The sequence below is a fragment of the Alteromonas sp. 4NS20-0143 genome (assembly GCF_057542855.1).
The window spans coordinates 145,569-170,888 of the sequence record NZ_BAAJLR010000005.1 but is presented as its reverse complement, the minus strand read 5'-3'; the positions used below and the strand labels follow the sequence as shown (position 1 = coordinate 170,888).

General features: G+C 44.6%; 21 protein-coding genes and 8 tRNA genes. 19 read left to right on the top strand and 10 right to left on the bottom strand.

Translation table 11 applies throughout. The annotated features are described in order from the left end of the window. Nucleotides 1–7 precede the first annotated feature (7 nt). The 4 genes from AC27HD_RS12360 to hemA form a co-directional block, all read right to left on the bottom strand. On the bottom strand, nt 8–1,576 hold the full coding sequence (locus AC27HD_RS12360) for a response regulator (RefSeq protein ID WP_032095009.1): 1,569 nt from the start codon (nt 1,574–1,576) through the stop codon (nt 8–10). An 88-nt stretch (nt 1,577–1,664) separates the two neighbouring features. Beyond that, nucleotides 1,665–2,516, bottom strand: a complete 852-nt coding sequence (gene prmC, locus AC27HD_RS12355; protein ID WP_487106191.1) for a peptide chain release factor N(5)-glutamine methyltransferase — start codon at nt 2,514–2,516, stop codon at nt 1,665–1,667. 1 nt (nt 2,517) lies between these two features. Further along, complete coding sequence (gene prfA / locus AC27HD_RS12350) at nt 2,518–3,603, bottom strand: peptide chain release factor 1 (RefSeq protein ID WP_032095007.1); 1,086 nt, start codon at nt 3,601–3,603, stop codon at nt 2,518–2,520. A gap of 15 nt (nt 3,604–3,618) precedes the next feature. Then, on the bottom strand, nt 3,619–4,893 hold the full coding sequence (gene hemA / locus AC27HD_RS12345; RefSeq protein WP_032095006.1) for a glutamyl-tRNA reductase: 1,275 nt from the start codon (nt 4,891–4,893) through the stop codon (nt 3,619–3,621). Between the two features lie 130 nt (nt 4,894–5,023). Between hemA and lolB the strand changes: the two genes are divergently transcribed. The 4 genes from lolB to AC27HD_RS12325 all read left to right on the top strand — a co-directional run bounded on the left by lolB (nt 5,024) and on the right by AC27HD_RS12325 (nt 7,735). Beyond that, nucleotides 5,024–5,683, top strand: coding sequence for a lipoprotein insertase outer membrane protein LolB (gene lolB, locus AC27HD_RS12340; RefSeq protein ID WP_487106188.1), 660 nt, complete (start codon nt 5,024–5,026; stop codon nt 5,681–5,683). Then, nucleotides 5,683–6,639 (top strand): 4-(cytidine 5'-diphospho)-2-C-methyl-D-erythritol kinase, encoded by a 957-nt coding sequence (gene ispE, locus AC27HD_RS12335; RefSeq protein WP_487106186.1) that lies wholly within the window; start codon nt 5,683–5,685, stop codon nt 6,637–6,639. The genes lolB and ispE overlap by 1 nt, the downstream gene beginning before the upstream one ends. Before the next feature lie 38 nt (nt 6,640–6,677). Next, a tRNA-Gln gene (locus AC27HD_RS12330) sits at nt 6,678–6,753 on the top strand. Between the two features lie 43 nt (nt 6,754–6,796). Beyond that, nucleotides 6,797–7,735, top strand: a complete 939-nt coding sequence (locus AC27HD_RS12325) for a ribose-phosphate pyrophosphokinase (RefSeq protein ID WP_235207744.1) — start codon at nt 6,797–6,799, stop codon at nt 7,733–7,735. A gap of 107 nt (nt 7,736–7,842) precedes the next feature. On the opposite strand, the gene AC27HD_RS12320 is transcribed toward AC27HD_RS12325, so the two are convergent. From AC27HD_RS12320 to AC27HD_RS12310, 3 genes are all read right to left on the bottom strand, one after another. Beyond that, nucleotides 7,843–8,535 (bottom strand): alpha/beta fold hydrolase, encoded by a 693-nt coding sequence (locus AC27HD_RS12320; protein WP_487106184.1) that lies wholly within the window; start codon nt 8,533–8,535, stop codon nt 7,843–7,845. A gap of 293 nt (nt 8,536–8,828) precedes the next feature. Beyond that, nucleotides 8,829–9,983, bottom strand: a complete 1,155-nt coding sequence (locus AC27HD_RS12315; RefSeq protein WP_487106182.1) for a Na/Pi symporter — start codon at nt 9,981–9,983, stop codon at nt 8,829–8,831. A 254-nt stretch (nt 9,984–10,237) separates the two neighbouring features. Then, nucleotides 10,238–11,284 (bottom strand): NAD(P)-dependent alcohol dehydrogenase, encoded by a 1,047-nt coding sequence (locus AC27HD_RS12310; protein ID WP_032097041.1) that lies wholly within the window; start codon nt 11,282–11,284, stop codon nt 10,238–10,240. Between the two features lie 241 nt (nt 11,285–11,525). Between AC27HD_RS12310 and AC27HD_RS12305 the strand changes: the two genes are divergently transcribed. From AC27HD_RS12305 to AC27HD_RS12240, 14 genes are all read left to right on the top strand, one after another. Then, nucleotides 11,526–12,005: a hypothetical protein gene (locus tag AC27HD_RS12305; protein ID WP_052010280.1), complete on the top strand. Its 480-nt coding sequence runs from the start codon at nt 11,526–11,528 to the stop codon at nt 12,003–12,005. Between the two features lie 381 nt (nt 12,006–12,386). Beyond that, nucleotides 12,387–13,388, top strand: a complete 1,002-nt coding sequence (gene ahr, locus AC27HD_RS12300; RefSeq protein WP_032097040.1) for an NADPH-dependent aldehyde reductase Ahr — start codon at nt 12,387–12,389, stop codon at nt 13,386–13,388. Between the two features lie 391 nt (nt 13,389–13,779). Beyond that, nucleotides 13,780–14,412, top strand: coding sequence for a 50S ribosomal protein L25/general stress protein Ctc (locus AC27HD_RS12295; RefSeq protein WP_487106179.1), 633 nt, complete (start codon nt 13,780–13,782; stop codon nt 14,410–14,412). Nucleotides 14,413–14,417: 5 nt separating this feature from the next. Then, nucleotides 14,418–14,999: an aminoacyl-tRNA hydrolase gene (gene pth / locus AC27HD_RS12290; protein ID WP_032097038.1), complete on the top strand. Its 582-nt coding sequence runs from the start codon at nt 14,418–14,420 to the stop codon at nt 14,997–14,999. A gap of 41 nt (nt 15,000–15,040) precedes the next feature. Beyond that, nucleotides 15,041–16,132, top strand: coding sequence for a redox-regulated ATPase YchF (gene ychF, locus AC27HD_RS12285; RefSeq protein WP_032097037.1), 1,092 nt, complete (start codon nt 15,041–15,043; stop codon nt 16,130–16,132). Nucleotides 16,133–16,478: 346 nt separating this feature from the next. Beyond that, nucleotides 16,479–17,315 carry a peptidylprolyl isomerase gene (locus tag AC27HD_RS12280; RefSeq protein ID WP_487106176.1) on the top strand — a complete coding sequence of 279 codons (837 nt, stop codon included), beginning with the start codon at nt 16,479–16,481 and terminating at the stop codon, nt 17,313–17,315. Nucleotides 17,316–17,544: 229 nt separating this feature from the next. Further along, nucleotides 17,545–17,621, top strand: a tRNA-Met gene (locus AC27HD_RS12275). A 34-nt stretch (nt 17,622–17,655) separates the two neighbouring features. Further along, nucleotides 17,656–17,740 (top strand) — tRNA-Leu (locus AC27HD_RS12270). Between the two features lie 4 nt (nt 17,741–17,744). Continuing rightward, nucleotides 17,745–17,820: transfer RNA gene (locus tag AC27HD_RS12265), tRNA-Gln, on the top strand. 23 nt (nt 17,821–17,843) lie between these two features. Next, nucleotides 17,844–17,928 (top strand) — tRNA-Leu (locus AC27HD_RS12260). Nucleotides 17,929–17,930: 2 nt separating this feature from the next. Beyond that, nucleotides 17,931–18,006 (top strand) — tRNA-Gln (locus tag AC27HD_RS12255). A gap of 52 nt (nt 18,007–18,058) precedes the next feature. Next, nucleotides 18,059–18,135, top strand: a tRNA-Met gene (locus AC27HD_RS12250). A 16-nt stretch (nt 18,136–18,151) separates the two neighbouring features. Continuing rightward, nucleotides 18,152–18,227 (top strand) — tRNA-Gln (locus AC27HD_RS12245). Between the two features lie 257 nt (nt 18,228–18,484). Then, nucleotides 18,485–19,891 (top strand): alanine/glycine:cation symporter family protein, encoded by a 1,407-nt coding sequence (locus AC27HD_RS12240; RefSeq protein WP_163105577.1) that lies wholly within the window; start codon nt 18,485–18,487, stop codon nt 19,889–19,891. A 159-nt stretch (nt 19,892–20,050) separates the two neighbouring features. Here the strand turns inward: AC27HD_RS12240 and AC27HD_RS12235 are convergent, their stop codons facing one another. Further along, the gene (locus tag AC27HD_RS12235) at nt 20,051–20,707 is read right to left on the bottom strand and encodes a cupin domain-containing protein (RefSeq protein ID WP_487106174.1); all 657 of its coding nucleotides are present in this window, start codon (nt 20,705–20,707) and stop codon (nt 20,051–20,053) included. 88 nt (nt 20,708–20,795) lie between these two features. Beyond that, complete coding sequence (locus tag AC27HD_RS12230) at nt 20,796–21,419, bottom strand: flavin reductase family protein (protein WP_081926597.1); 624 nt, start codon at nt 21,417–21,419, stop codon at nt 20,796–20,798. Between the two features lie 195 nt (nt 21,420–21,614). Here AC27HD_RS12230 and AC27HD_RS12225 point away from each other — a divergent pair, with 195 nt between their 5' ends. Continuing rightward, on the top strand, nt 21,615–22,172 hold the full coding sequence (locus AC27HD_RS12225) for an acyl-CoA thioesterase (RefSeq protein WP_487106172.1): 558 nt from the start codon (nt 21,615–21,617) through the stop codon (nt 22,170–22,172). 92 nt (nt 22,173–22,264) lie between these two features. Here AC27HD_RS12225 and AC27HD_RS12220 read toward each other — a convergent pair whose 3' ends face one another. Beyond that, on the bottom strand, nt 22,265–24,865 hold the full coding sequence (locus AC27HD_RS12220) for a TonB-dependent receptor plug domain-containing protein (RefSeq protein ID WP_487106170.1): 2,601 nt from the start codon (nt 24,863–24,865) through the stop codon (nt 22,265–22,267). Between the last annotated feature and the right edge of the window lie 455 nt (nt 24,866–25,320).

Sequence of the window (25,320 nt, the reverse complement as noted above, 5' to 3'; positions counted from 1 at the left end):
ATTCCTGTTATAGATTTTTATTGGGATACTGCGTCTGAATAGCCAGAAACGCAGGTAAATTATTAAGAAAGCGAGTAACCAATATTGGCTCAAAGTGCCGCCCACTTTCTTCTTTTAATGTACTAACCACCTTTTCAATGCTCCAGGCTGGCTTGTAAGGTCGTTCATTCAGCAAAGCGTCGAACACATCAATCAGCGTTGCAATACGACTTTTTTGATCAATTTCTTCGCCTTTTAACCCTTCAGGATATCCCTCCCCATCCCATCTCTCGTGATGCTGACGCGCTAAGGTAGCCGCTAGCTGAATAGAAGGACGAGAAGAGTCATTGAGAATTTGGTAGCCAAACTCAGCATGCTGACGGATAGCAAAAATATCATCGTCGGTTAACGCTGTCGTTTTGTGCAATATAGATTTCGGTACGCGTGAAGTGCCAACATCGTGCAGCGATACAGCAAGTTTAAACGTATCAATTTCTTGCTCAGGCATAGACAGTATGTTCGCCATCAGTCCTGCCATTTCAGCCATGCGCTTAATATGATTTGCATCGCTAGACTCATGCTCTAGTGCGTGGCCTAAACGCTCAATAATTTCTCTTTGGGTACCTTCTAAGTCTACGGTTTTTAATACGTTATCAAAAGCCAACTGAACGCTGTTAGAGAAACGTTTGATAAGGTGCTTATCACTTTCACATAACCGCCGAGGCAGCCCAGAAAGATAGAGCAACGCACCCTTGTGCGACTTGCTGTTGCAATACGCCACAACGTGATCTTCTGCATAGACTATCTGTTTGTCCTGCATCGCCTTCACGCACAACGCATATTCTTTATCGTTGATTGCATTTTTAAGCAGTAACCCTTCCTTTGACGAGTATTCACCATTACCGGCAAAAACATAAAGCTCGTCATCGTCCATTTTATTATTGTCTACGTCGAGAGTGCGCGATGTAGTGGCCACCGCTGTTGTAATGTAGGCCGCATCCTTTGAACATCCAAGGATAGACGCTAGCTGTTGGATTATTCCCTGCATAAATTTTTCTAAAGACTGGGAAGAAAACAAATCCACAGACGCATCGATGATTTTCTCAAGGCCTGCTCTGTTTTCTTCAATCACCATAATATCGCGGTACGAGCGCAGGGCAGCAATGATAACAGTGAAGAGCTTTTGCGCTGTGAGTTCCGTTTTCGACTTATAATCGTTAATATCGTAGTTAATGATGACGTCTTTTTCTGGCGCTTGACCAGGCTGTCCAGTGCGCAAAATGATGCGAGTGAAATGATTATCCAATTCATTGCGAACATAATTTGCTACTTGAAGACCAGCGTCATCTGTTTCCATAACCACATCAAGTAACACCACAGCAATGTCGTTGTGCTCGCGGAACATGGCTTTTGCTTCTTCGCCGCTGTTAGCACTGATAAACTCTATGGTTTTTCCGTTCAAGATGAAGTCATTGAGTACAAGCTTTGTGACGGTATGAACCTCAGGTTCGTCGTCGACGATCAGTATTTTCCAACTGCCAAGATTTTCAGTACTGGTATCTTTTTCATCCTCTGCAAAAAGAAAGTCGTCATTCATCGGGCATATTTCCTTTATATTTTTATTATCGCTACCGAAAGAGAGTAGCCCTTAATGTACATTCTTTCATCGGCCCGTGTAAAAACTTTTAGTAACAGCGGCCAAGGGTTACCCTATCGTTACCACCGTAGTCTTTAATTGTTTCGATATCACTAAAGCCAGCCTCACTCAGCAACTCAGCCACCGCAGCGCCCTGATTGAAACCGTGTTCAAATGCAAGTAACCCACCTGTCAACAAATGCGCTTGAGAGACACTAATAATGTGTCGAATATCACGAAGGCCATCTTCGCCCGATGTCAGCGCTGATTTAGGCTCAAACGTTACATCACCTTGTAATAGGTACGCACTGGAGTCTTCAATATAGGGCGGGTTAGAGACAATAATATTAAACTGCTTGGCTTTGAGTTCACTAAACCAATCGCTTTGTAAAAATGTGACGTTCTCTATGCCATTGTTTACGGCATTTTGTTGGGCTAGCGCTACGGCCTGCGCCTTAAAATCTACCCCAGTCACCTGTATATGAGGCAGCTCCGATGCCAGCGCTAGCGCTATAGCCCCCGTACCAGTACCCAAATCACATATAGAAAAAGAAGAGGTCGATTGATCATTAACCTCACTGGGTATGTGCTTGAGCACTTGCTCTACCAGTACTTCAGTATCAGGCCGTGGTATAAGAGTATGGGGAGATGTGGCTAACTTAAGCGTCCAAAAATCTCGTTCGCCAATAATATAGGCCACGGGCTCGCCAAGACGCCTGCGCTCTACCGCTTTTTGAAACGTGTGAAGCGTTTGGCTATCTAGCACTTTATCGGGCCAGGTAAACAAATAGGTTTGATTTACGTTAAGGGCATTGGCTAGCAGTACTTTAGCATCGACAGGGGGCGATTCCCCGCCCTCTAACAGCGCAACAGCCCATTGCAGGGCTTCATCAATACGCATGCTATTCGTCAGATAAAGACGCAAGTAGGTCTGCTTGATGTTCCTGCAAAATAGGATTGATAAGTTGACTCAAATCACCAGCAATAACCTCATCTAAACGATAGATGGTAAGGTTGATTCGGTGATCAGTCACTCGTCCTTGTGGGAAATTGTAGGTTCTGATGCGCTCTGAACGATCGCCACTTCCTACCAAACTTTTACGCGTAGACGCTTCTTCTGCCGCACGCTTTTCTTCTTCAATTTGATTCAATCTAGCCTGCAATACTGACATGGCCTTCGCGCGGTTCTTATGCTGAGAACGCTCGTCTTGACACTCTACAACAAGTCCTGAGGGTAAGTGGGTAATTCGAATAGCAGAATCGGTTTTATTAACGTGCTGACCACCCGCTCCCGAGGCGCGGAAAGTGTCTATTCGCAAATCAGCGGGGTTAATGTCAATGGCTTCAGATTCAGGAATTTCAGGCAATATCGCCACCGTACACGCTGATGTATGAATGCGGCCTTGAGACTCAGTTTCTGGTACGCGCTGAACACGGTGTCCGCCAGACTCAAATTTCAAATTGCCGTAAACGCCTTCACCGCTAATATTAGCAACCACTTCTTTGTAGCCGCCGTGCTCACCTTCGTTGGCGTTAATTAATTCTACACGCCAACCTTTGGCTTCTGCATAACGGCTGTACATGCGGAACAGATCGCCGGCAAAAATACCCGCTTCGTCACCGCCAGCACCCGCTCGCACTTCTAAAAAGCAGTTGTTGTCGTCGTTAGGATCTTTTGGCAGCAGTAGCAATTGAAGATCGGTTTCAAGGCGCTCTATTTCCGCTTTTGCGTCTTTGTATTCTTCCTGCGCCATTTCACGCATTTCGGCATCATCTTCGTTCATCATCTCTTGAGCTGAGGCAAGGTCTTCCTGTGCCTTTTGATAAGCATTAAAGCCATCTACAACACCTTCAAGCTGACTGAACTCTTTTGACAAATTGCGAAACTTGTCCTGATTGCCGATAACGTCAGGATCTCCAAGTAAAGCCTGAACTTCTTCGAAACGCTCAACGAGGTGTTCGAGTTTTCTAACGACCGACTCTTTCATATTCTTCTTATTACCTTATTTATTTTCATCTGATGAGTTATCAGATAAATCTAATGCCTGTCCCATCCAACGACTTAACGACGGGTCGTCATGCTTAGCAGCTTCACGTAGTGCCAATGTTGTTGGATGCAGCAATGTATTGGTTAGCTTATACGCCATTTCCTCTAATACAAGGTCTGCGCTTTTGCCTTCTTCAAGCTGTGCTTTTGCTTTTTCAACAATATCGTCCCGGTGCAGTAGCCCTTTTTGACGGTATTGCTTAACTAAATCTATAGACTGCTGAGACTGTTTCCAGGCCATGTAGTCGCTAGCTTGTTTATCGATGAGCTTTTGTGCTTCTTGCGCGGCTTGTTCTCTGTTTTCTAAATTTTTCTGAACAATATGCTGAAGATCATCAACGGTATAAAGGTATGCATCGCCTAATTCATTAACTTCAGACTCAATATCTCTGGGTACAGCGAGGTCAACGAGAAACATAGGCATATTTTTACGCTGTTTTAGCGCTTTTTCCACCATGCCCTTCCCTATTAACGGAAGCTGACTGGCGGTTGAACTAATAACAATATCAAATTCTTTTAAGTGTTCAGGCACTTGAGATAGCGTATACACGGTGGCATCGAGCTTTTGTGCCAGTGCTTCTGCTCTTGCCACTGTGCGATTGGCCACGGCCAAATGCTTCACACCTTGCTCTTTTAAGTGTTGAGCTACCAACTCGATGGTTTCACCTGCTCCCACCAAAAGTACAGAGCGTTTGGGCAATTCAGCAAAAATGTGTTTCGCTAACTGCACTGCGGCATAGGCAACGCTTACAGCATTTGCACCAATATCGGTTTCACTTCGAACGCGTTTAGCCACGTTAAAAGTATGCTGGAATAGCTTATCGAACTCGCTGCTAACCATCCCTGAATGCCTAGCATCACCAAACGCTTGCTTAATTTGCCCTAGAATTTGCGGCTCACCAAGAATAAGCGAGTCTAAGCCACTTGCCACGCGCATAATATGCTTAACGGCGTCATCTTTTGTAAGTAGGTAACTGTTATTCTCAATTTCTTTTACATCTAGATGATGAAAGTCGCTGAGCCACTGCAAGATTTTTTCGCCGCTCTCATCCTGCGTGTTGACGTAAAGTTCGGTTCGGTTGCATGTTGACACAATGACAGTTTCATCAACCCCGTCCACAGCTTTTAAGCTCGCAAGCGCCTCCACCAGAGAATCTGGTGTAAAAGCCACTTTTTCGCGAAGTGCTACTGGTGCTGTCTTGTGGTTTATGCCAAGGGCAAGTAAAGTCATAAAATCTATGCTGGCAACGTCGGACGCGCATTGTACGAAAAAGCCAAAATGATTGAAAGTGCTCGTGAAACTGTGTTCACATAATATATGCGTTGTTTTCGCTCTAACTCTCAGGGAAATTTTTCACACCATGTGGCGTGCAATTACTTTAATAATTTTAACGGGCGTATTTTTAAGTGCCTGTACAACTGCTCCAAAAGGCCCAGAGCACGCAGTAAACCTCACTTCTCAATTAGAAAAAGTGGCAGAAATTCGCCACTGGCAAATGCGTGGAAAAATCGCATTTAGGCAAGGCAACGAGGCGGCGAGTTTAAATTTAGTCTGGAAAAACGATTCAGGTGATTTTGATTTTAGATTAAGTAATTTTCTTGGCGTAAGCATGGTTGACTTAAATGTAACCAGTAAACAGTCCTCATTAACTGCCGATGGCGAAACTTACTACGATGCAGATCCTGAATTACTCATCCACAAAACAACCGGCATTGTCATACCCGTTGCGCCGTTGCTTTCTTGGGTAAAAGGGCTCCCTCTTAAAGATGATACTTTTACCCTTACCGACAAGGGACTTGTTAATACCCTTGAAAGTGGCTGTATGGGCTGTAGCAATTGGTCTGTAAAATATGGCCAATACGGCAAAGTATATACCGATGAGGCCAGTAAGGATGCCGATAAAGGCAACGAAGAAAACGGAGCTTGGCTCCCGCACAGCATCACGCTTACCCAAGCAGAAACGCCACTGGCACCGAAGACCCAACTTAAAATAAAAATTTATGAATGGCTGATTCTTTAATGAAAGATTCGCAAATCAAAGACTCTTCAACACCTGATTCTTCCATCACTCGTTCTGTAAAGGGCAACGCCAATACAGAAAACGTTAACGCTAATGGCACATCCCAGGACAGCGAACAAAAGCTACAGTGGTGGCCATCACCGGCAAAGCTGAATATCTTTTTACATATACTTGGCCGTTTTGATAATGGGTATCATCAGCTGCAAAGTCTGTTTCAAATGCTCGACTATGGCGATGAACTTGCTTTTGACGTTACTAATGATGGAAAAATAACCATGGCGACGCCCCTTGAAGGCGTACCTGACGAAGAAAATCTCATTATTCGAGCGGCTAAATTACTCGCTGATAAAACGAAAACACCACTCGGTGTTAGCATCTCTTTGAATAAGCGTTTGCCTATGGGTGGCGGTATTGGCGGGGGCTCATCAAATGCAGCTACCGCCTTAGTAGCCCTTAATCACCTATGGAAAACCGGGCTCAATGAAGACGAACTGGCGCAATTAGGCTTAGCCCTTGGGGCTGATGTACCCATATTTGTACGAGGCAAAACAGCATTTGCTGGCGGTGTTGGCGAAGACATCATGCCAGCTCCTCAAGAAGAAAAGTGGTATTTGGTTGCAAACCCTAATGTACACGTGAGCACTGGTGCGGTGTTTACCCACCCTGACCTGCCTAGAAATACGCCGCCAATTCAGTGGAAAGACTATAAATTTGAAGAAACTCGAAATGATTGTCAGCAATTAGTCGCGAATTGCCATCCGGAAGTTGCAAATTTATTACAGTGGTTGTTACACTACGCACCGTCGAGAATGACGGGCACAGGTGCATGCGTATTTGCTACTTTTTCCGACAAAACTTCAGCAGAGCAGGTTATGGCGAAATTGCCTAACGCTTGGCAAGGGTTTGTTGCAAAGGGCGTAAATAGCTCACCACTATTGAATAAAATAGAACAATAATAATAGCGTGAACGCCACATCGGACAGAACTTAAAAATTGGGGTATAGCCAAGTTGGTAAGGCAGCGGGTTTTGATCCCGCCATTCGTAGGTTCGAGTCCTGCTATCCCAGCCAAATCTCTTTTATCAACGCACTGAGGAAACCACTTGTGCCAGATATGAAGCTCTTTGCAGGTAATGCCGTACCAGAACTTGCCCAGAAAGTCGCCGACCGTCTCTACACCAAGCTAGGAAATGCCAAAGTTGGCCGTTTCAGCGACGGTGAGATTAGCGTAGAAATTCATGAAAACGTCCGTGGCTCGGACGTTTTTATTATCCAGTCTACGTGTGCCCCTACCAACGATAACCTGATGGAACTTATTGTGATGATCGACGCACTGCGCCGCGCATCTGCAGGCCGTATCACTGCGGTAATTCCTTACTTTGGTTACGCTCGTCAAGACCGTCGAGTTCGTTCAGCAAGAGTACCAATCACTGCAAAAGTTGTGGCAGATTTCTTGTCAAACGTGGGTGTTGACCGTGTTCTTACTATCGATCTTCACGCCGAGCAAATTCAAGGGTTCTTTGATGTACCAGTAGACAATGCGTTTGGTACACCTATCTTACTTGCAGACATGGTAAGACGTGATTTTGCTGACCCCGTTGTAGTATCTCCGGATATTGGTGGTGTAGTAAGAGCTCGTGCAACAGCAAAACTGCTTAACGACACTGACTTAGCCATTATTGATAAACGCCGCCCTAAAGCGAACGTTGCTCAGGTAATGAATATTATTGGTGATGTTAAAGACCGCGACTGTATTATTGTGGATGACATGATTGATACTGGCGGTACGCTTGCAAAAGCGGCAGAGGCGCTAAAAGCTCATGGTGCTCGTAAAGTGTATGCTTATGCTACTCACGCTATCTTCTCAGGTAATGCGGTGACGAATTTACGCGAATCTGTTATTGATGAGATTATAGTTACCGACTCTATCCCGTTAAGCACTGAAATGCGCAAAATGGGTAAAGTGAAGCAGCTTACGTTATCTGAAATGCTGGCCGAAACCATTCGTCGTATCAGCAATGAAGAGTCAATTTCAGCGATGTTCGAGTACTAACCTACTCTTAGCCTTAGCGTCCTTGAGTAACTCAGTGGTAAAGCACAAAAAAAGCGAGCGTAAGGCTCGCTTTTTTATGTCTAGAAGAAAAAAGGCCGCCCCCTTTGCTAGTCGCTTATATTGTTGATAAAGCTCTGTATGCACTGATTAACGCTATCTGGCTGTTCCGCAAATACCATATGCGTAGCACCATCAACAACACTGATACTTGCGTTCGGCAGCTGCTCGTTTAGAAAGCGCGAATATTTAACGGGCGTCATCACATCCTCACTCCCTACAATCAATTGCACGGGAATTGTGATGCTGCTTAATTTATTCATCACATCGAAATCGTTACAGGCCAGAAAGTCTGTAAGCATGACAGCAGCACCGTTTTCTTTCATCGCTGTATTTATTTGCGTTCTTAGCGGCTCATCTATTCCTTGGTTGGGAGTAAATAAGAACTCTGGCAGTGGCCCCTTCTTCTCTACTATTTCAGTAAGTGCACTTAAAAACTGAGGCAACACCTTTAACCTTGCACCAGTACCAATTAATACCAACGCCTTTACTCTACTTGAATGTGCTAGCGCTGCTTGTAACACCACAGCGCTTCCTAAAGAATGCCCCACCAGCACCACGTTATCTAAATTCTGTTTTTCTAAGGTAGTTAACAACCATTGCGACATGGCAGCAACACTTAAAAGTGCGTCGCCCTCTGGGTGACCGGGAAGATCTACAGCAACACTATTTTGAAAAAAAGAAATCTGATGGGACCAAACGTGATGACTACAGCCAGAGCCATGTACAAAAACTAAATTCATATCGTGATTCATAAAAAGCAGTTTTACCGTGAATTTCACATCACCATATAACGAAACCTGTGGTTTTTCTATATGTTAGGTAGGCTTGGATGACCCCATCTCTCTATATGAGTTCATTGTATAAGCTCTATATGAGTTCTTTGTGTGAGCTTTCTATGCAAGCTCTCTATGTAACTCTCCCTGCGTGCTCTTTCAAGTTAGCTCCCCTTGGTAGCTCTCCCTGTTAGCTCTTTGTAAGCGGCGCATGTCTGCTTTAGTTTGGGGCTTGTGCTCAGGTATCAATGCTTAGCATCTCACATGGTAGTGAATATGGCACCTAACGGGATAATAAAGAACAGCCCACCAATATAAGCAGCACCATAGAGCTTTTGCTCCGCCGCCACCACCGATAGTCGATATGACAGATTAAGGGGAATTTCCCGCAATAACGGTATGCCGTAAATAACGGTTACGCCCAGCACATTATAAATTAAGTGAACTAGCGCAATTTGAAGAGCAAACCCACTGTTCACACCCACAACGCCCAACGCGGCAATAAGCGCAGTAATGCACGTGCCGATATTAGCGCCAAGGGTAAATGGATAAATATCGCGCGCCTTTAAAATTCCACTGCCTACCAACGGCACCATAAGAGAGGTAGTGGTAGATGATGACTGCACTAGCACTGTCATTACTGCTCCGGAAGTAATACCTGAAATAGGCCCCTTCCCAATGCTTTTATGCAGCAGCTCTTTTGCTTTACCTACCATGAGTGACTTCATTATTTTACCCATATAGGTTATCGACAGCATGATAAGGCCAATCCCAATGATAATTTTAGCCACGCCTGGATAAATGGAAGGTAAAAACTGAAGTAAATTGGTTATCACATCGGTCACTGGCTGAGTGGCCGCCTTTATAGGGTTCACTCCTTCAAGTGACAACGACTGTGAGGTATTAAACAGCGATACAATTTCACCGCTAAGATATTCTAAAATACCAAAAGCCATTTCCAGGGGGAGAAATATAAGTACAGACATAACGTTAAAGAAATCGTGAATAGTAGCGGCATTAAAAGCACGCTGAAATTCATCTTTGCGAGCGACATGACCTAAGCTCACCAATGTATTAGTAATGCTAGTACCAATATTCGCCCCCATCATCATAGGTATGGCTATTGTAATGGGAAGGCCACCGGCCACCATACCTACAATAATCGAGGTTACCGTACTAGATGATTGAATAAGCGCGGTAGACACCATGCCAATGATAAGACCCATAATAGGGTTGGACGCAAAGCTAAACAATTCTCTAGCGTGCTCGCCCGTAGCATATTTAAAACCACTGCCTATCATGCTTACCGCAAGCAGCATGACATAGACTAAGAAAGCCAGCAGTAGCCAGCGCTGCCAGTTGTCGTGCTTTGAAAAGGTGCTTCGACCTACAACTTGAGGGTCATTAGTTGACATAATTCATACAGATAGAAAAGTAATACTTAATACTATGACGCTCGTATGACACAAAAATGACGGATTACTCACCTGCTCACTGACTAGCGCAATACACAATATGAAAAGGTGTTCAAAGGAAGAAAAGTCGGCGGCCTAATGAGGGGAACAGCATTGATACAAAAACACCGGCGCTAGCGGCCGGTGTTTTTACGTAGTGTTTTTTATATAAAGGTTTTTTATATAAAGATAATGAAACCGTTATAGCGAAAAAGCTATACAGATAAGCTAGCCATATCAATAACAAAGCGATGCGCTACATCACCAGCTCTTAAATGGTCGAAGGCTTCATTTACCTGCTCTGCTTTTATCACTTTGCATTCAGGGTGAATACCGTGTTCAGCGCAAAAATCTAATACTTCTTGAGTTTCTTTTATTCCGCCAATAAGCGAACCCGCAACGCGGCGTCGGCCCAGTACTAAAGGCGCAGTCATAGACTCTTCCATAGGTCCTATTTGACCCACGATTACCAACGTACCGTCAATATCAAGCAGCGGCGTGTACTGATCTAAAGAATGCTTCACTGGCACGGTATCAATGATTAAATCGAACGTTGACGCAGCTTCTTTCATCGCCTTTTTGTCTGTTGATACCAAAATACCGTCAGCGCCACTTGATTTCGCATCTTTCTCTTTAGAATCTGAACGTGAGATAACAGTCACTTTGGCGCCCATGGCTACAGCCAATTTCACCGCCATGTGCCCTAGACCACCCATACCGATAACACCTACTCGGCTGCCTGCTTTTACATTCCAGGTTTTAAGCGGTGAATAGGTGGTAATGCCAGCACATAAAATAGGCGCAGTTTTAGCAATATCTAACGCATCCGGTACGCGCAAAACAAATTCTTGGCGAACCACAATATGTTTGGAGTAGCCACCTTGAGTGGTTTCACCAGAAATTCTGTCTGGCGCACCATAGGTAGGCGTCATGCCGTTACGACAGTATTGTTCTTCACTGTGCTCACATTGGTCACACGTTTGACAACTATCAACCATACAACCGACGGCAACGTGATCGCCAACACTGTAGTCACTCACGTCTGAACCAATATCAATCACTTTACCCACTATTTCGTGCCCAGGTACTAACGGGTAAGGTTGAGGCCCCCAATCACCATTTACCGTGTGCAGATCAGAGTGGCACACTCCGCTGTATAAGATCTCAATGGCCACATCATTGTCACGCAATGCTCTGCGTTCGAAATGATACGGTTCCATATGGGCATCTGAAGAATGCGCTGCGTAGCCAATTGTTTTCATGTAGACCTCGATAGTGTTTAGAATAAAGTCGAACAAACAGCATATACCCTTAATACCTTATCGTCATGACCTGTAAGGTGAAAAGAAGCCGCAGTGCTATGAAAAACACAAATAAGTGGTTATTGCTGCCTTTACCGTACTTCTTACCGTACTTCTCACCGTACTTCTCAGGTGTTTTGATTGCAGCACTTTCAATCTCTATCAGAAGGGTTTATGTTTAATAAAAACAGAGGATGTACCCATGAAAATAAAAACGTATAAAGCGAAAGCCCCCTATACACTTCTTATCTTAGCCGCAGCGCTCAGTATATCTGCTTGTACAGAAGAAGATAAAACAGTGGAGTCGACGATGTACGAAAAAGAGAATGCGAAAACAGACAAAATGAAGGCGCAGGAAAATGCCCCCACTGAATTAAAAGCCGAGCCAGTGACACAAGCTGAAGCTAAAGAAGTGAGTGTTAACGATAGTGTTACGTTGAAAGGCAGCATTATTTATAAAGAATTAGAAGGCGGCTTTTTTGCGTTTATTACTGAAAGCGGCGACCGATTTACGCTACACGGTTTAGATGAGGATTATCATCAAAATGGTCTAATTGTTGAAATTGAGGGAGTGACAAAACCCGAAATGATGACCATTACACAATTTGGCACCGTGTTAGAAGTACTCAACGTTAAAGTGCTCGACACCAGCAAAGTTATTAACCGAGTTGAAACACAGTAATAATACTGACCGGGTGAGCACGTAATAGTGAATTCGTGCTGATCGTAACTTCAATTTAAGCGTAAACATCCTTACTGAGGCGTGTTGATCTTTGCTGTACGATTTTTGGGCTAAATGGAAGCATTTTAATCACGGAACAGTCCTGCAGGCCTAGTGGGCTAAGTCAAAGGGCTGTGACAAAGAGTAAAATGCTTCCATAACGCCCCCTTCGGGCAGCGCCTGTGAGCTATTTATCCTGCGTTGAATGGTTTCGATTTAGCCCGCTAGACCTTCAACCATTCGCCTTGTCTAAATAGCTCACAGACCGCTGCAAAAATGTACAGCAAAGATAAACACGCCCTAAATAAAGTTATTAAACAAATGTAATTAAGGATGAACGCAATGATAAACGCATATGCAGCAAAAGAACCCGGTGGAAAGCTGGAGAAATTTGAGTACGATCCTGGGGAATTAGCCAGTCATGACGTTGAAATTGATGTAGAGAGTTGCGGCATTTGCCATAGCGATTTAAGCATGCTCGACAATGAATGGGGATTTACTGAATACCCGTTTGTGCCAGGTCATGAAGTAGTTGGTACCATTAGCAAAGTAGGTGCTCACGTCACCTCTTTGCAGATTGGACAACGGGTTGGTCTTGGTTGGCATGCAGGATACTGCAACAGCTGTCGTACCTGCGAAGAAGGCGATCATAATTTGTGTCAGCAAGCGACCATGACTATTGGCGGTCGACACGGTGGGTTCGCTGAAAAAGTGCGTGCACAAGCCCGCGCAGTTGTGCCATTGCCTGAAAAACTAGACGGCACGAAAGCCGGACCGCTATTTTGCGGTGGTATCACTGTATTTAATCCCCTTGTACAATTTGATATTAAACCTACCTCTGAAGTCGGCGTTGTAGGGATTGGTGGTTTAGGCCACTTAGCATTGCAATTCTTAAATGCCTGGGGCTGCAAAGTAGTAGCATTCACCTCAAGTGAGTCTAAGAAGAAAGAAGCCCACGAATTAGGCGCTCACGACACCATTAATAGTCGCGATGAAGATGAGATACAAAAAGCCGAAGGCCGTTTCGACCTCATTATTTCTACCGTCAATGTAAAACTTGATTGGAACTTGTACTTATCAACGCTTGCGCCAAAAGGTCGTTTACATTTTGTAGGCGCAACCCTAGAACCACTTGATATTGGCGCATTCAACCTTATCGGCGGTCAAAAAAGTGTTTCCGGCTCTCCTGTGGGCAGCCCAGCGACCATCAAAACTATGCTAGATTTTGCTGAGCAGCACGGTATTGAACCGGTAACTGAAACCTTCAAGTTCGACCAAATCAATGAAGCGGTTGAACGCTTGCGTGAAGGCAAAGCGCACTATCGTGTAGTGTTAACAAGATAGAGTATTGACGCGGTAGAGTACTAACTTAATTGAGTACTAACTTGATAGAGTACTAGCTCGATAAAGAATTAGCGCGATACAAAAATAGTCCAATAGCAGCACTTGGGATAGGTTATATAGCCTGAGCGCTGCATTTACATAATTGGCATTTACAGTATTGGCATTTATATCAGCGAAAACAAAAGCGCCCTACAAGGCGCTTTTTTACTGCCCTTACAATTGTAAGTTAAGGTGTGCGGTGGTAGAATTCGCCGCCCTTGAAAATCGGGGTCGTGAACTATTGGCTAATTATGAGTAATGTTCTTAGGATATTTACTCAGGCCAACAGCGCGTTAACAGTGGGTTTTGGTCGCAAAAACCCACATCATTAACTTATTATTGGAGACATACAATGTCTGATTCAATTTTTAACCTAGACGCTTCTGTTCGTACAGACCTAGGGAAAGGTGCGAGCCGCCGCCTACGTCGCGAAGATAAGCTTCCTGGTATCATCTACGGTGGTGAAGAAGCACCTGTATCTATTACTCTTGATCACAACAAAGTGAACAACTCTGCTGACTTTGAAGCATTCTACTCTCACGTTCTTACATTGAACGTAGACGGTAAAGCGACTGAAGTACTAGTAAAAGATATGCAACGTCACCCGTACAAGCCAAAAATTACACACATCGATTTCCAACGTGTAATTGCTGGTCAAGACGTTCACACTAACGTTCCAATTCACTTCACAAACGAAGACAAGTCTGCTGCTATTAAAGCAGGCGGTATTGCTGAGCACCACGTAAACGAAATCGAAGTTACGTGTCAGGCTAAAGATCTTCCAGAGTTCATCGAAGTAGACATTGCTAACGTTGAAATGGACCAAACACTTCATTTGTCTGACGTTACTTTACCAGCAGGTGTTAAATCTGTTGAGCTTGGTAAAGACGACGAAGCACACGACCTTGCTGTTGTGACTGTTAAGCCAGCTCCTAAAGCTGCTGAAACAGATGAAGACGGTGATGAAGAAGCTACAGAGGAATAATCCTCTTGGCTGATATTCGCCTTATCGTGGGTCTGGGTAATCCAGGCCCCGAATATGAAAATACCCGACACAATGCCGGCGAATGGTTTCTTAACCAGCTTGCTGACACCTACAATACCCCGCTAAAACCCGAATCCAAGTTCTTTGGAAAAACCGCTCGAATTACTATTGCTGGTAAAGACATTAGGTTGCTCTACCCTACAACTTTTATGAATAAAAGTGGTCAAGCAGTAGCAGCACTTGCGAATTTTTACCGAATTGAGCCAGAACAAATTTTAGTGGCGTTTGACGAGTTAGACCTTCCTCCGGGAGTAGCCAAGTATAAAGTTGGCGGTAGCTCTAGTCAGAATGGTGTCCGCGATATTGTGGCAAGAATGGGTAACAATAAAGATTTTCTTCGCTTGCGAATTGGTATCGGTCACCCAGGGCATAAAAGCCGAGTGACGGGACATGTTCTTGGTAAGCCTTCAGCAGAAGAAAAAACGGCCATAGAAAGCGCCGTTGATGAAGCGGTACGCTGTACCGAAATCTTACTGAAAGACGACCTAAAACAAGCGCAAAATCGACTTCATGCTCACAAAGCGTGAGTTCGAGCCAGATATAACTTTTCCAGACAAGGATCCATACCATGGGTTTTAAATGCGGTATTGTTGGACTACCCAACGTAGGTAAATCAACACTTTTTAATGCATTAACAAAAGCAGGTATTGAAGCGGCAAACTTCCCGTTTTGTACTATCGAGCCAAACACTGGCGTTGTTCCTGTGCCAGACCTTCGCTTGGATAAGTTGGCTAAAATTGTAAATCCTCAGCGTGTTATTCCAACAACAATGGAATTCGTTGATATCGCTGGGTTAGTTGAAGGTGCTTCCAAAGGTGAAGGCCTTGGTAACAAATTCCTAGCAAATATTCGTGAAACCGACGCTATTGGTCATGTTGTTCGCTGTTTCGACGATGAAAATATTGTTCATGTTGCTGGTCGTGTAAGCCCGCAAGACGACATTGACGTTATCAACACAGAGCTTGCGCTTTCTGATTTAGAAACAACAGAAAAAGCCCTGCATCGTGTGGCTAAACGCGCTAAAGGCGGCGATGCTGATGCAAAGTTTGAACTGAAAGTGCTTGAAAAAATTAAGCCTCATTTGGATGAAGGTTTATTACTGCGTTCTTTAGAACTGACTAAAGAAGAGCATGCTGCGATTAGCTACATGAATATGCTTACCCTTAAGCCAACCATGTACATTGCTAACGTAAATGAAGATGGATTTGAGAACAATCCGTACCTTGATAAAGTGCGTGAAATTGCAGAAGGCGAAAACGCCACGGTTGTTGCGGTTTGTGCTGCTATCGAATCAGACATTGCTGAACTTGAAGACGACGAGCGCGAAGAATTTATGCAAGACATGGGGCTAGAAGAGCCTGGTCTTAATCGCGTTATCCGATCTGGGTATGAGCTACTTACACTGCAAACCTATTTCACTGCCGGTGTAAAAGAAGTTCGCGCATGGACATTCCCAGAAGGGTCTACTGCACCACAAGCTGCGGGTAAAATTCATACCGACTTTGAGAAAGGCTTTATTCGCGCCGAAATCGTAAGTTACGACAACTTCGTTGAATTCAACGGTGAACAAGGCGCGAAAGACGCCGGTAAGTGGCGCTTAGAAGGTAAAGAATACATTGTTAAAGATGGCGACGTCATTCACTTTAGATTTAACGTGTAAGCCTTTTCATCAACATCGTGTAAAAGCTTAATGACAAGCCACTCGTAAGAGTGGCTTTTTTATTTGGCTTTTTTATTGTTGCCGCTTTGTGCTACTGATATAACAAGTATATTGAACACAAATAGGTATACCGATGTACTCTAGCACCCCATCAAGCTGTTCCCGTAGAAAACAGCATACAACACCTTTTTTGGCTCATTCGTGGCAACACTCTTTAAGCAGCCTCATAAAAAGTGTCCCCATAAAAGATAGCTCCATAAAAAATAGCTCCATAAATTCTACTCAATCAAAAGCCTTTAGCTCAATTGTATTTATATTCGCCTCGTTATTCGCCATAGCATTAACATTGAGTGCCAAAGCATACAGCGCAGACAACCCTGTTACGCTAATGAGTGGCAGCAGTAACCATTGGTACAAAGTGCCATCAGAAGATACGGTGACGTTTACTACAGAGTACGGCGATGTTGTCATTGCACTAAACCCTAGCCTCGCGCCAAAACACGTAGAGCGCTTTAAAGCCCTTATTAAGTCAGGCTTTTACGATAAACAGTATTTTTATCGGGTGGTAGATGGTTTTGTGGCGCAGGCCGGCAGTAACGATACCCACGATAAAGAGAAAATAGCACCAGCGCTTTTAGCCGACATTCCTGCTGAATTTACACAACCTTTATCGCACGCTGCTTCCGTTGTTGAAACGCGCGACATGTTTGCTCCAAAAACCGGTTTTTTAGATGGCTTTGCAGTTGGCATAGACGACAAGCGCGGTGAGATGTGGGGGCTACACTGCCCCGGCACAGTAGCGTTTGCTCGTAACAGTGAAAAAGACACGGCTTCCACTGAATTTTATATTGTGATTGGCCAAGCACCTCGTCATTTAGACAGAAATATGTCAGTGGTGGGAAGAGTAGTAAGCGGAATGCCTGCATTGCAGAAGCTACCAAGGGGAGATGCCCAGTACGGTGGTGTAATACAAGAGGTTACCGATAACAGTAGAATAGGACGAGCCCTCGTTCACAGCGATAATCACCCTAATTATTATATTCAACAGCCCAAGCACGAAGAATACCTATCGAGAACTAACACTGGCAAAACGTTAGATAACCCATTTTTTCATGACAAGGTGTACGCACCACGGCCTGTTGATATTTGTTATTACAAAACAAAAGCAACGCTTAACCCTTAATCTTTGATCGTTAGAAGCTATATCGAGGAGCGATATCGAGGGGCAATATAAAAGATATTGCCCACTTTTGACGGTTAGGTTGGTCAAATTCACTGCGTTTTGCATGTTATTCGAACGGCTCCGCGCACATATTAACCATTTAAAAAAAGTTAGCAAAAAAGGGGTTGACGGGTGCGAGTCATATACGCATAATACGCGCCACTTCCTGAGAGGGAAGAGAAGTATGAAAGGCTACGTAGCTCAGTTGGTTAGAGCACATCACTCATAATGATGGGGTCGCAAGTTCGAATCTCGCCGTAGCCACCACTTCTCACTATCTCTTTTAGGAATGTCTAGCTGCGCGGGAGTGGTGGAATTGGTAGACACGCTGGATTTAGGTTCCAGTGCTTCACGGCGTGAGAGTTCAAGTCTCTCCTTCCGCACCAAAGTTGGGGTATAGCCAAGTTGGTAAGGCAACGGGTTTTGATCCCGTCATTCGTAGGTTCGAGTCCTGCTACCCCAGCCAACTTTGTAACAGCTAGTGTCTATGCGGGAGTGGTGGAATTGGTAGACACGCTGGATTTAGGTTCCAGTGCTTCACGGCGTGAGAGTTCAAGTCTCTCCTTCCGCACCATTTGGGGTATAGCCAAGTTGGTAAGGCAACGGGTTTTGATCCCGTCATTCGTAGGTTCGAGTCCTGCTACCCCAGCCAAATTCTAGAGAGCCGCTCAAACGAGCGGCTTTTTAATGATTTGCAAAAGAAAGGCTAAGTAGCTCAGTTGGTTAGAGCACATCACTCATAATGATGGGGTCGCAAGTTCGAATCTCGCCTTAGCCACCATCTTTTACCTGTCTATTGGGATATAGCCAAGCTGGTAAGGCAACGGGTTTTGATCCCGTCATTCGCAGGTTCGAGTCCTGCTATCCCAGCCATCTTATGAAAAACCGCTCTATTGAGCGGTTTTTTATTGCCTGAAATAAATACCCCCTACTCTACTTGCATACTTTTTCTTAAGTTATGCATAATTCATCACAATAACCGCCACTTTTATGGCTTTATTTGTGTTTAGGTCATGCTAGTATTACCGACTTCTCTGAATTAGACACTTTATTTACTCCAGCTTTTGTGAGCAGTTAAAAGCCATGTCTTTTCTAAAACACCTAAATAAAATAATAACGAAGGAAAGTGCGTGATAAACGAATTCGTTTCATTTGTGAATAATATTTTGTGGGGCGACGGCCAAGTTCTTATCGTTATGCTTTTAGTGTGCGGTATCTGGTTTACCGTAAAACTAGGCGGCGTGCAGTTACGGCATTTTGGCCACATGTTTGCGCTACTTAAAAACAGTAAAACGTCGAACGAAGAAGGGATCAGTTCCTTTCAGGCGCTCTGTACCAGTTTATCGGCCCGCGTAGGCACAGGTAACCTAGCAGGCGTTGCCGTGGCTATTTCTCTTGGTGGGTCTGGTGCCATATTCTGGATGTGGATGATAGCGCTGCTAGGCATGGCCACCGGCTTTGCTGAGAGCGTACTCGGGCAGCTATACAAAGTAAAAGACGAAAACGGCGAGTTTCGTGGTGGCCCTGCTTACTACATAAAACAAGGCTTAAATAAAACCTGGCTAGCCGTTGCCTTTTCTCTGTGCTTGTTTTTTGGCTACGGATTTGTATTTAGTGCGGTACAGGCAAACACCATTACCGATGCGCTCAACAACGCCTATGCGTTCAAAAGCGAATATGTAGGCATTGCCATTATTCTACTCGCCGCACTCATTGTTGTGGGCGGTTTACGCGGAATAGCGCGATTTGCAGAGTTCGTTGTTCCGTTTATGGGAATTGGTTATGTGCTTGTTGCCCTTACCATCACCTTTATCAATATCACCGAATTACCCGCCATGCTGCTAGACATTATTAAGTCGGCCTTTGGTCTTCAAGAAGCAGGAGCTGGTGCGCTAGGAGCTGCAATTAAAAACGGAATACAGCGAGGGTTATACTCAAACGAGGCCGGCAGTGGCTCGGTACCTCACGCAGCGGCAAGTGCGGCGCCCAACCCTAATCACCCCGTGTCTCAGGGCTATATACAAATGCTGGGTGTATTTTTAGACACGATGATTTTATGTACCTCAACCGCGTTTATCATTTTACTTGCTGGCGGCTCTAGCTCAGAACAGATGGAAGGCATACGGCTAACACAAGATGCAATGAGCAGCCACTTAGGCGAAGGTGGCACTGACTTTGTTGCTGCGGCAATAAGCTTGTTTGCTTTCACCTCGGTAGTAGCCAACTATGCCTATGGCGAGAGTAACCTGCATATGTTCAAACTAGATAACCGAGCAGGACGCGCAGCTTACACCATTGGTTATTTAGGCATGATTTATTGGGGTGCACAAGCAGCACTACCTCAGGTATGGGCCATGGCCGATATGGCGTTAGGGCTTATGACAGTCATCAACATTATTGCCATTGTTTGGATGACGCCTACCATTGTTTCTATCAGTAAAGATTACTTTAAAAAGAAAGACAGCGGAGAGACGGTGGAATACAAAGCCGGCGACTGCGAAATTCAAGGTAAGTCTGAAGACGGCATTTGGAAATAGGTCTTACTTGGCAATAGACAGTACTTGGAAATAGACAGTACTAGGAAATAAACAGTACTTAGAAATAGACCGTTTTGTTTATCCAATATTATAAAAACAAAGAAAGGCCTATGTTGTAACAACATAGGCCTTTCTCATTTGTGTACCACAGCTACTTGACTACAACGCTACCGGCAAATGCCCTGTCTTTACCCAAATCACGGTTTCTTCATCAACAAACGGATGATGCTGACTCATGTGCGGGTTTCGCATCCAGGTACCTTTCGGGTATTCGCCCGCTTCATCCTTAAATGTGCCTGATAACACAAATATCTCTTCACCACCAAAGTGCCTATGGGGTTTAAACACCTCTTTGGCAGGCCATTTAACCAGTGCAACATGCTCATGTTCGAAGTTGTGCAAAGGCATTACCTGCAGACCGCCCTGCCCCTGTAGCCATGGCGTATTAAGTGTATCTACCCTAACTTCTTGAAGATCGCGCTGGTCGAACTGGTTTAATTTTACCAGTATTAAACACCCTTCTTTACTAAACGGGCTATGCTTACTGCCTGGTGGATTACGTAAATACGTACCCGCAGGATAATCGCCATTTTCATCAGAAAACACGCCTTCTAAGACAAAAATCTCTTCACCGAAGGGGTGACCGTGTTCACTAAAGCTCGCGCCAGCTTCATACTTAACCACACTGGTAGTATGCCCCGACTCCTTCGCTTCTCGCTCTAGCGGTTTACGCCATACTGTACTCGATGGCGATGCTTGCCATGGCATTGGCGTTGTATCAATCACCATCCGCTCATCAAAATTCATATTTAACATGCTACTTACCCTAGCTAACGTTTTAATTGGCCGGTTATAGTTAGCGCTTATATTAAGCACTTAAAATTGGCGCTGCTACGTTACACATTTATTTTGCGTCTGGTCGGCGCAATTCAAAGTAGTTACTTTCACTGATAGAGAAATAATCGCCTGCACCGCCGCCGCGCATCACTGGTTCACCCTTCAACGTTTTGTAAACGCCATCTTCAATCAGTGAGGTGTCGATGTGCACACCAACCACTTCTCCCATAATAAACCAGCTGTTCACCAACTCGCCTTTTGCCGATTTTAATTGAGTAATATCAGTAACCTTACACTCCATCGACACTAAGCTTTCTTTCACTCGTGGAACCGCAATAACCTGACTGCTGGCGGTGCCTAACCCTGATGCTGAAAACTCGCTTTCTTCAGGAGACAGAGGCCTACTCGTTTCGTTCATGGCATCAACGAGGTGCTTAGATACCAAGTTCCAACAAAACTCTCCCGTCTCTCTGGCGTTATTAAGTGAATCTTTATCACCCACACTGGAAAAGCCAATAATAGGAGGCGTGTAATTCAATGCGTTAAAAAAACTGTAGGGCGCTAAATTAAGAACGCCTTGAGTAGATTGCGTGGAAATCCAACCAATAGGACGAGGTGCAATAATGGCATTAAACGGGTCGTGAGCTAAGCCATGCCCGTCTTTCGGCTGATAAAAATGTGTTGAAGACAAAACCATTCCTTCACAAATATTGTTAGTTTATTTATTGTAAACACAGGGGCTTACCCTAAACAGAAAAATCGTGACCAGTAAATCGACCAAATTTCGCTAGCGTTATAAATACATTTGCTACCAGTAATAATACGCGCGTTTTACTTATCCGATCGTTTTGGTCGTTTGTTTCATTCACTGACAATAAGGTAGTACATGAATCCTCGCAATGTTGCATTTTCTCGAACTCGTTTAACCGAACTCATGGTGCCCTCTTACGCTAATTTTGGCGGCAAAGTGCATGGCGGTATTATTTTATCGTTGATGGATAAGGTGGCTTATGCATGCGCGAGTAAACACGCCGGAGCGTATTGCGTTACCGTTACCGTAGATGGCGTAGAATTTTTACAACCCGTTGAAGTAGGTGATTTACTGCATCTAAATGCCACGGTGCATTTTGTTGGCAATACATCCCTTGTAGTAGGCATTAAAGTAACCACTGAAAATATTAAAACGAACAACGTTAAACACACCAATAATAGCTTTTTCACTATGGTGGCAAAAGACGATAACGGCTCACCCGTGCAAGTGCCAGAATTAGAACTTTCCAACCATAAAGAAATGCGCAATTTTGTTACTGCAATTAGACGCAGCAAAATCCGTAAAGAAGCACAGATAAAACTTCAGCGTGATTATGACGCATTTATTCCTGAAGAAGATTTTGCGCTAGTAGACAAGCACCGAGGCAACATCACGTTTGATAAAGACAGTTGATCTTGAAGGATTTGGAATTAAAATACCTCACTGCACATGAGAGCACAGCGAGGCTTTTTTAAATCAAAGTATCAGGTGGTGTTAGCCCAACATTAGAAGCTATACGACACTTTACCGTAAACATAGCGCCCGGTGAAACCGTATGGCGAAAAGCTTGAGTACGGGAATATGTTCGAGAACGTTGTTACTTCATCTACAAGGTCTCGCGTTGCTTCTGGGTAGACATCAAAGATGTTGTTTGCACCTACCGACACAGCCAGTTGGTCGGTAATCGCAACGCGTACATCAAGATCGGTAATCCACTCAGACGGTATTATCTCATTTCGTGCTTCAACCGATGACGGGTCTTCAACCTCACCGTAGCGAGTTGTTCGCAGCGTGGTTGAATAGATATCGTAAGACCAGGTAACGCCAAGGTTAACTTTGCTATCTGGAGCGCTTGTCTCGAATCGGCGTAACTCTACGTCTGAGAATAAATTACCTTGATCAAAACCTGCCCCCTGAAGCACTGCTGGTGCGTCCAAAATATCTGTGACTTCGTTGTCGTTAAAGTTAACGCCAGCATTAAAATTAAATGCACCAAAATCTGAGGTATTCAGCGTGTAGGTGGAAACAATGTCTACACCCTCGGTTCTGGAATTAATGGCGTTTAAGAAGAACCGTGCGCGGGTTGCACCAGTACCTTCAAGCAGGCTTTCAATAGCTTGGCCTGAAAGGTTGTTCGACAACACAATGCGATCATCAATATCAATGCGGTAGAAATCTACCGTTAAATTAAAGTCGGCAGTGGGTGAATAGGTAAAACCAGCACTGTAGTTGTTTGACTCTTCGGCGTCGAGGCCTGGGCTACCAAGGGCTTGTGCCACATCACTAGAAGGGGCGAATGTACCTGTTTCAGTAGGCTCTCCGTCAACAAATGTGGTAGCCACAGAGGTAAAATACTGTTGCTGCAATGAGGGCGCTCGAAAACCGGTTGATACCGATGCGCGAAGTGCAAAGGCTTCGCTTAGCGTGTATCTCTGCGATACCTTCCAATTAAATGTACTGCCAAAATCAGAGTAATCTTCAAAACGACCGGCAACAGCAACATTCCAGTTTTCTGTCACATCAGCTTCTACGTCTACATAAATGCTGTAGTTATTTCGACTGTTGTCTCCCGCAGAGGCAGGAGTGAAACCAGGAAATACCTGAGAGCCAGCAGCACCGAAAGGCCCATCAACTGGGTCGGTCACTGCACCACCTGGCCCAAATGTGCCTCGAATGTACGAGTTTTCTTCCCCCGCAGTAATGTCATAGCTCTCGTGGCGATACTCGGCGCCCATGGCAAAATTCATTTCACTGTAAAATACGCCAGTATCTACAAGGCGAGACGCGTCGGCATTGAATATAGTGGTATTGTATTCCAGTGTGCCTGCGTTGAAGTCTGTCTGACTAGTGGCGCCCAACGAAGTGTTTAGGCTATTTACTACGCTGTATTCCAATTCGTTGCTGCCGTGAGTTAGAGACAGGTCGTAATTCCATACATCACTATACCCTTTGATGCCGGTGATAAGTGACATGTCAGAGATATCCGTTTGGATAGACGGTAAGAAGCCATTGGGATAAATATCTACAATGTTTCGGCTGTCTTGAGCGCGACGATAAAAACCACCACCTAAGGAATCACGGCTACTTAGCCCAGCAGTAGCATAAAACTCAATGTCATCGGTAAGACCTTTGCCAGCGTTTACAAATAAGGCATAGTCTTCAACTTCGCCATTGCCATACACGTGGTTGTAGCGATTAACGGTTAACTCTCTTTCATCGATTTTTCCGTTGGCATCTCGAGCATAGTTTTCTCTTTGGTCGAAATCGGCTCGATTTGCCTGCCCGCGATCGCGATATTCCGCCGATACGTTAACAAATCCATCATCGCCCCATTCAAAACCAACGTTGCCGCGCAGGGTTAAAGTTTGACCGTCGGTTAGCTCTCTATCAGAGCCTGTATTAAATGCTAAGTCGCCTTGGGCATTAGTAGTGACACTGTCTAGGTTTGGCACGCCGTCCATTGTGGTTACGTTTGCACCATAGGTTGCTGAGATGTCACCGCCTTCACTCGCATCTTTTAGCACAATGTTGATAACACCCGCTATGGCGTCTGAACCGTATTGCGCCGCTGCACCGTCGCGTAATACTTCAATACGTTTAATAGCGTTTGCTGGAATGGCGTTCAAATCAACGGCTGAAGAGCCACGACCTACCGATCCGTTTAAGTTTAACAGCGCAGAGGTATGGCGGCGTTTACCGTTTACTAATACCAATGTGTGATCGGGTGCTAGGCCGCGAAGTTGCGCTGGACGCACATGGTCGGTGCCATCTGTAATAGAAGGCTGAGGAAAGTTAAAACTCGGCAGCAGCGAGTTCAAGATCATGTTGGTTTCGGTTAACCCGGTAGCCTCTATCGATGATGCATCAATAATATCAATAGGCACTGGCGAGTCGTTAATAGTGCGCCCTACTCGGCGTGACCCCACAATCTGTATTTGCTCTACTTCTTGTTCGAAGCTGGCTTGCTCTGAACTCGCCTGTTCTGAATTGAGTTGCACTGGGGCTTGTTGCTGTGCATGCAATGGAGAAGAAACGGCAAGCCCTGCCATCGCACTTGCAATGATCGATAGCTTGAAAACCATAGCGCTATGTTTTGCCTGTTGCATTGTGATATTCCTGAGTTTGAGTGTGTGTTGATATTATGTACAGGTATACAAACCTTAAACGTCAACGTTGAAATAGTAGGCAGAGTTACCTGCGCAACTACTATACGGTGACATTATCGAGACGAACGAATTTGAGGGTGTTCACTTTCCCTAAACGAAGACAAATTGAATTTGTCAGAAAAAGCGCTGTTATTATTAGTATTGATACTGAGCTTTTTATAAAGCCAAGGACACCAGCTTTTAATGTCAGATTTTTATTAGAAGAATTTTTATAAACGACGTTCTGGATATAGCCGCGCCGCTGACACCGCGAAGTAAAACACAGAGGTGGCGAGACATTCAATACTAAAGTAGTAATAACATATGATAAAAATGAGGATGTAATTTCAACGGTTTAGTCTTTGTGAACCACTTTCAGTCCTTGTTCATACAAAGACAATAATCATATAAAAAAT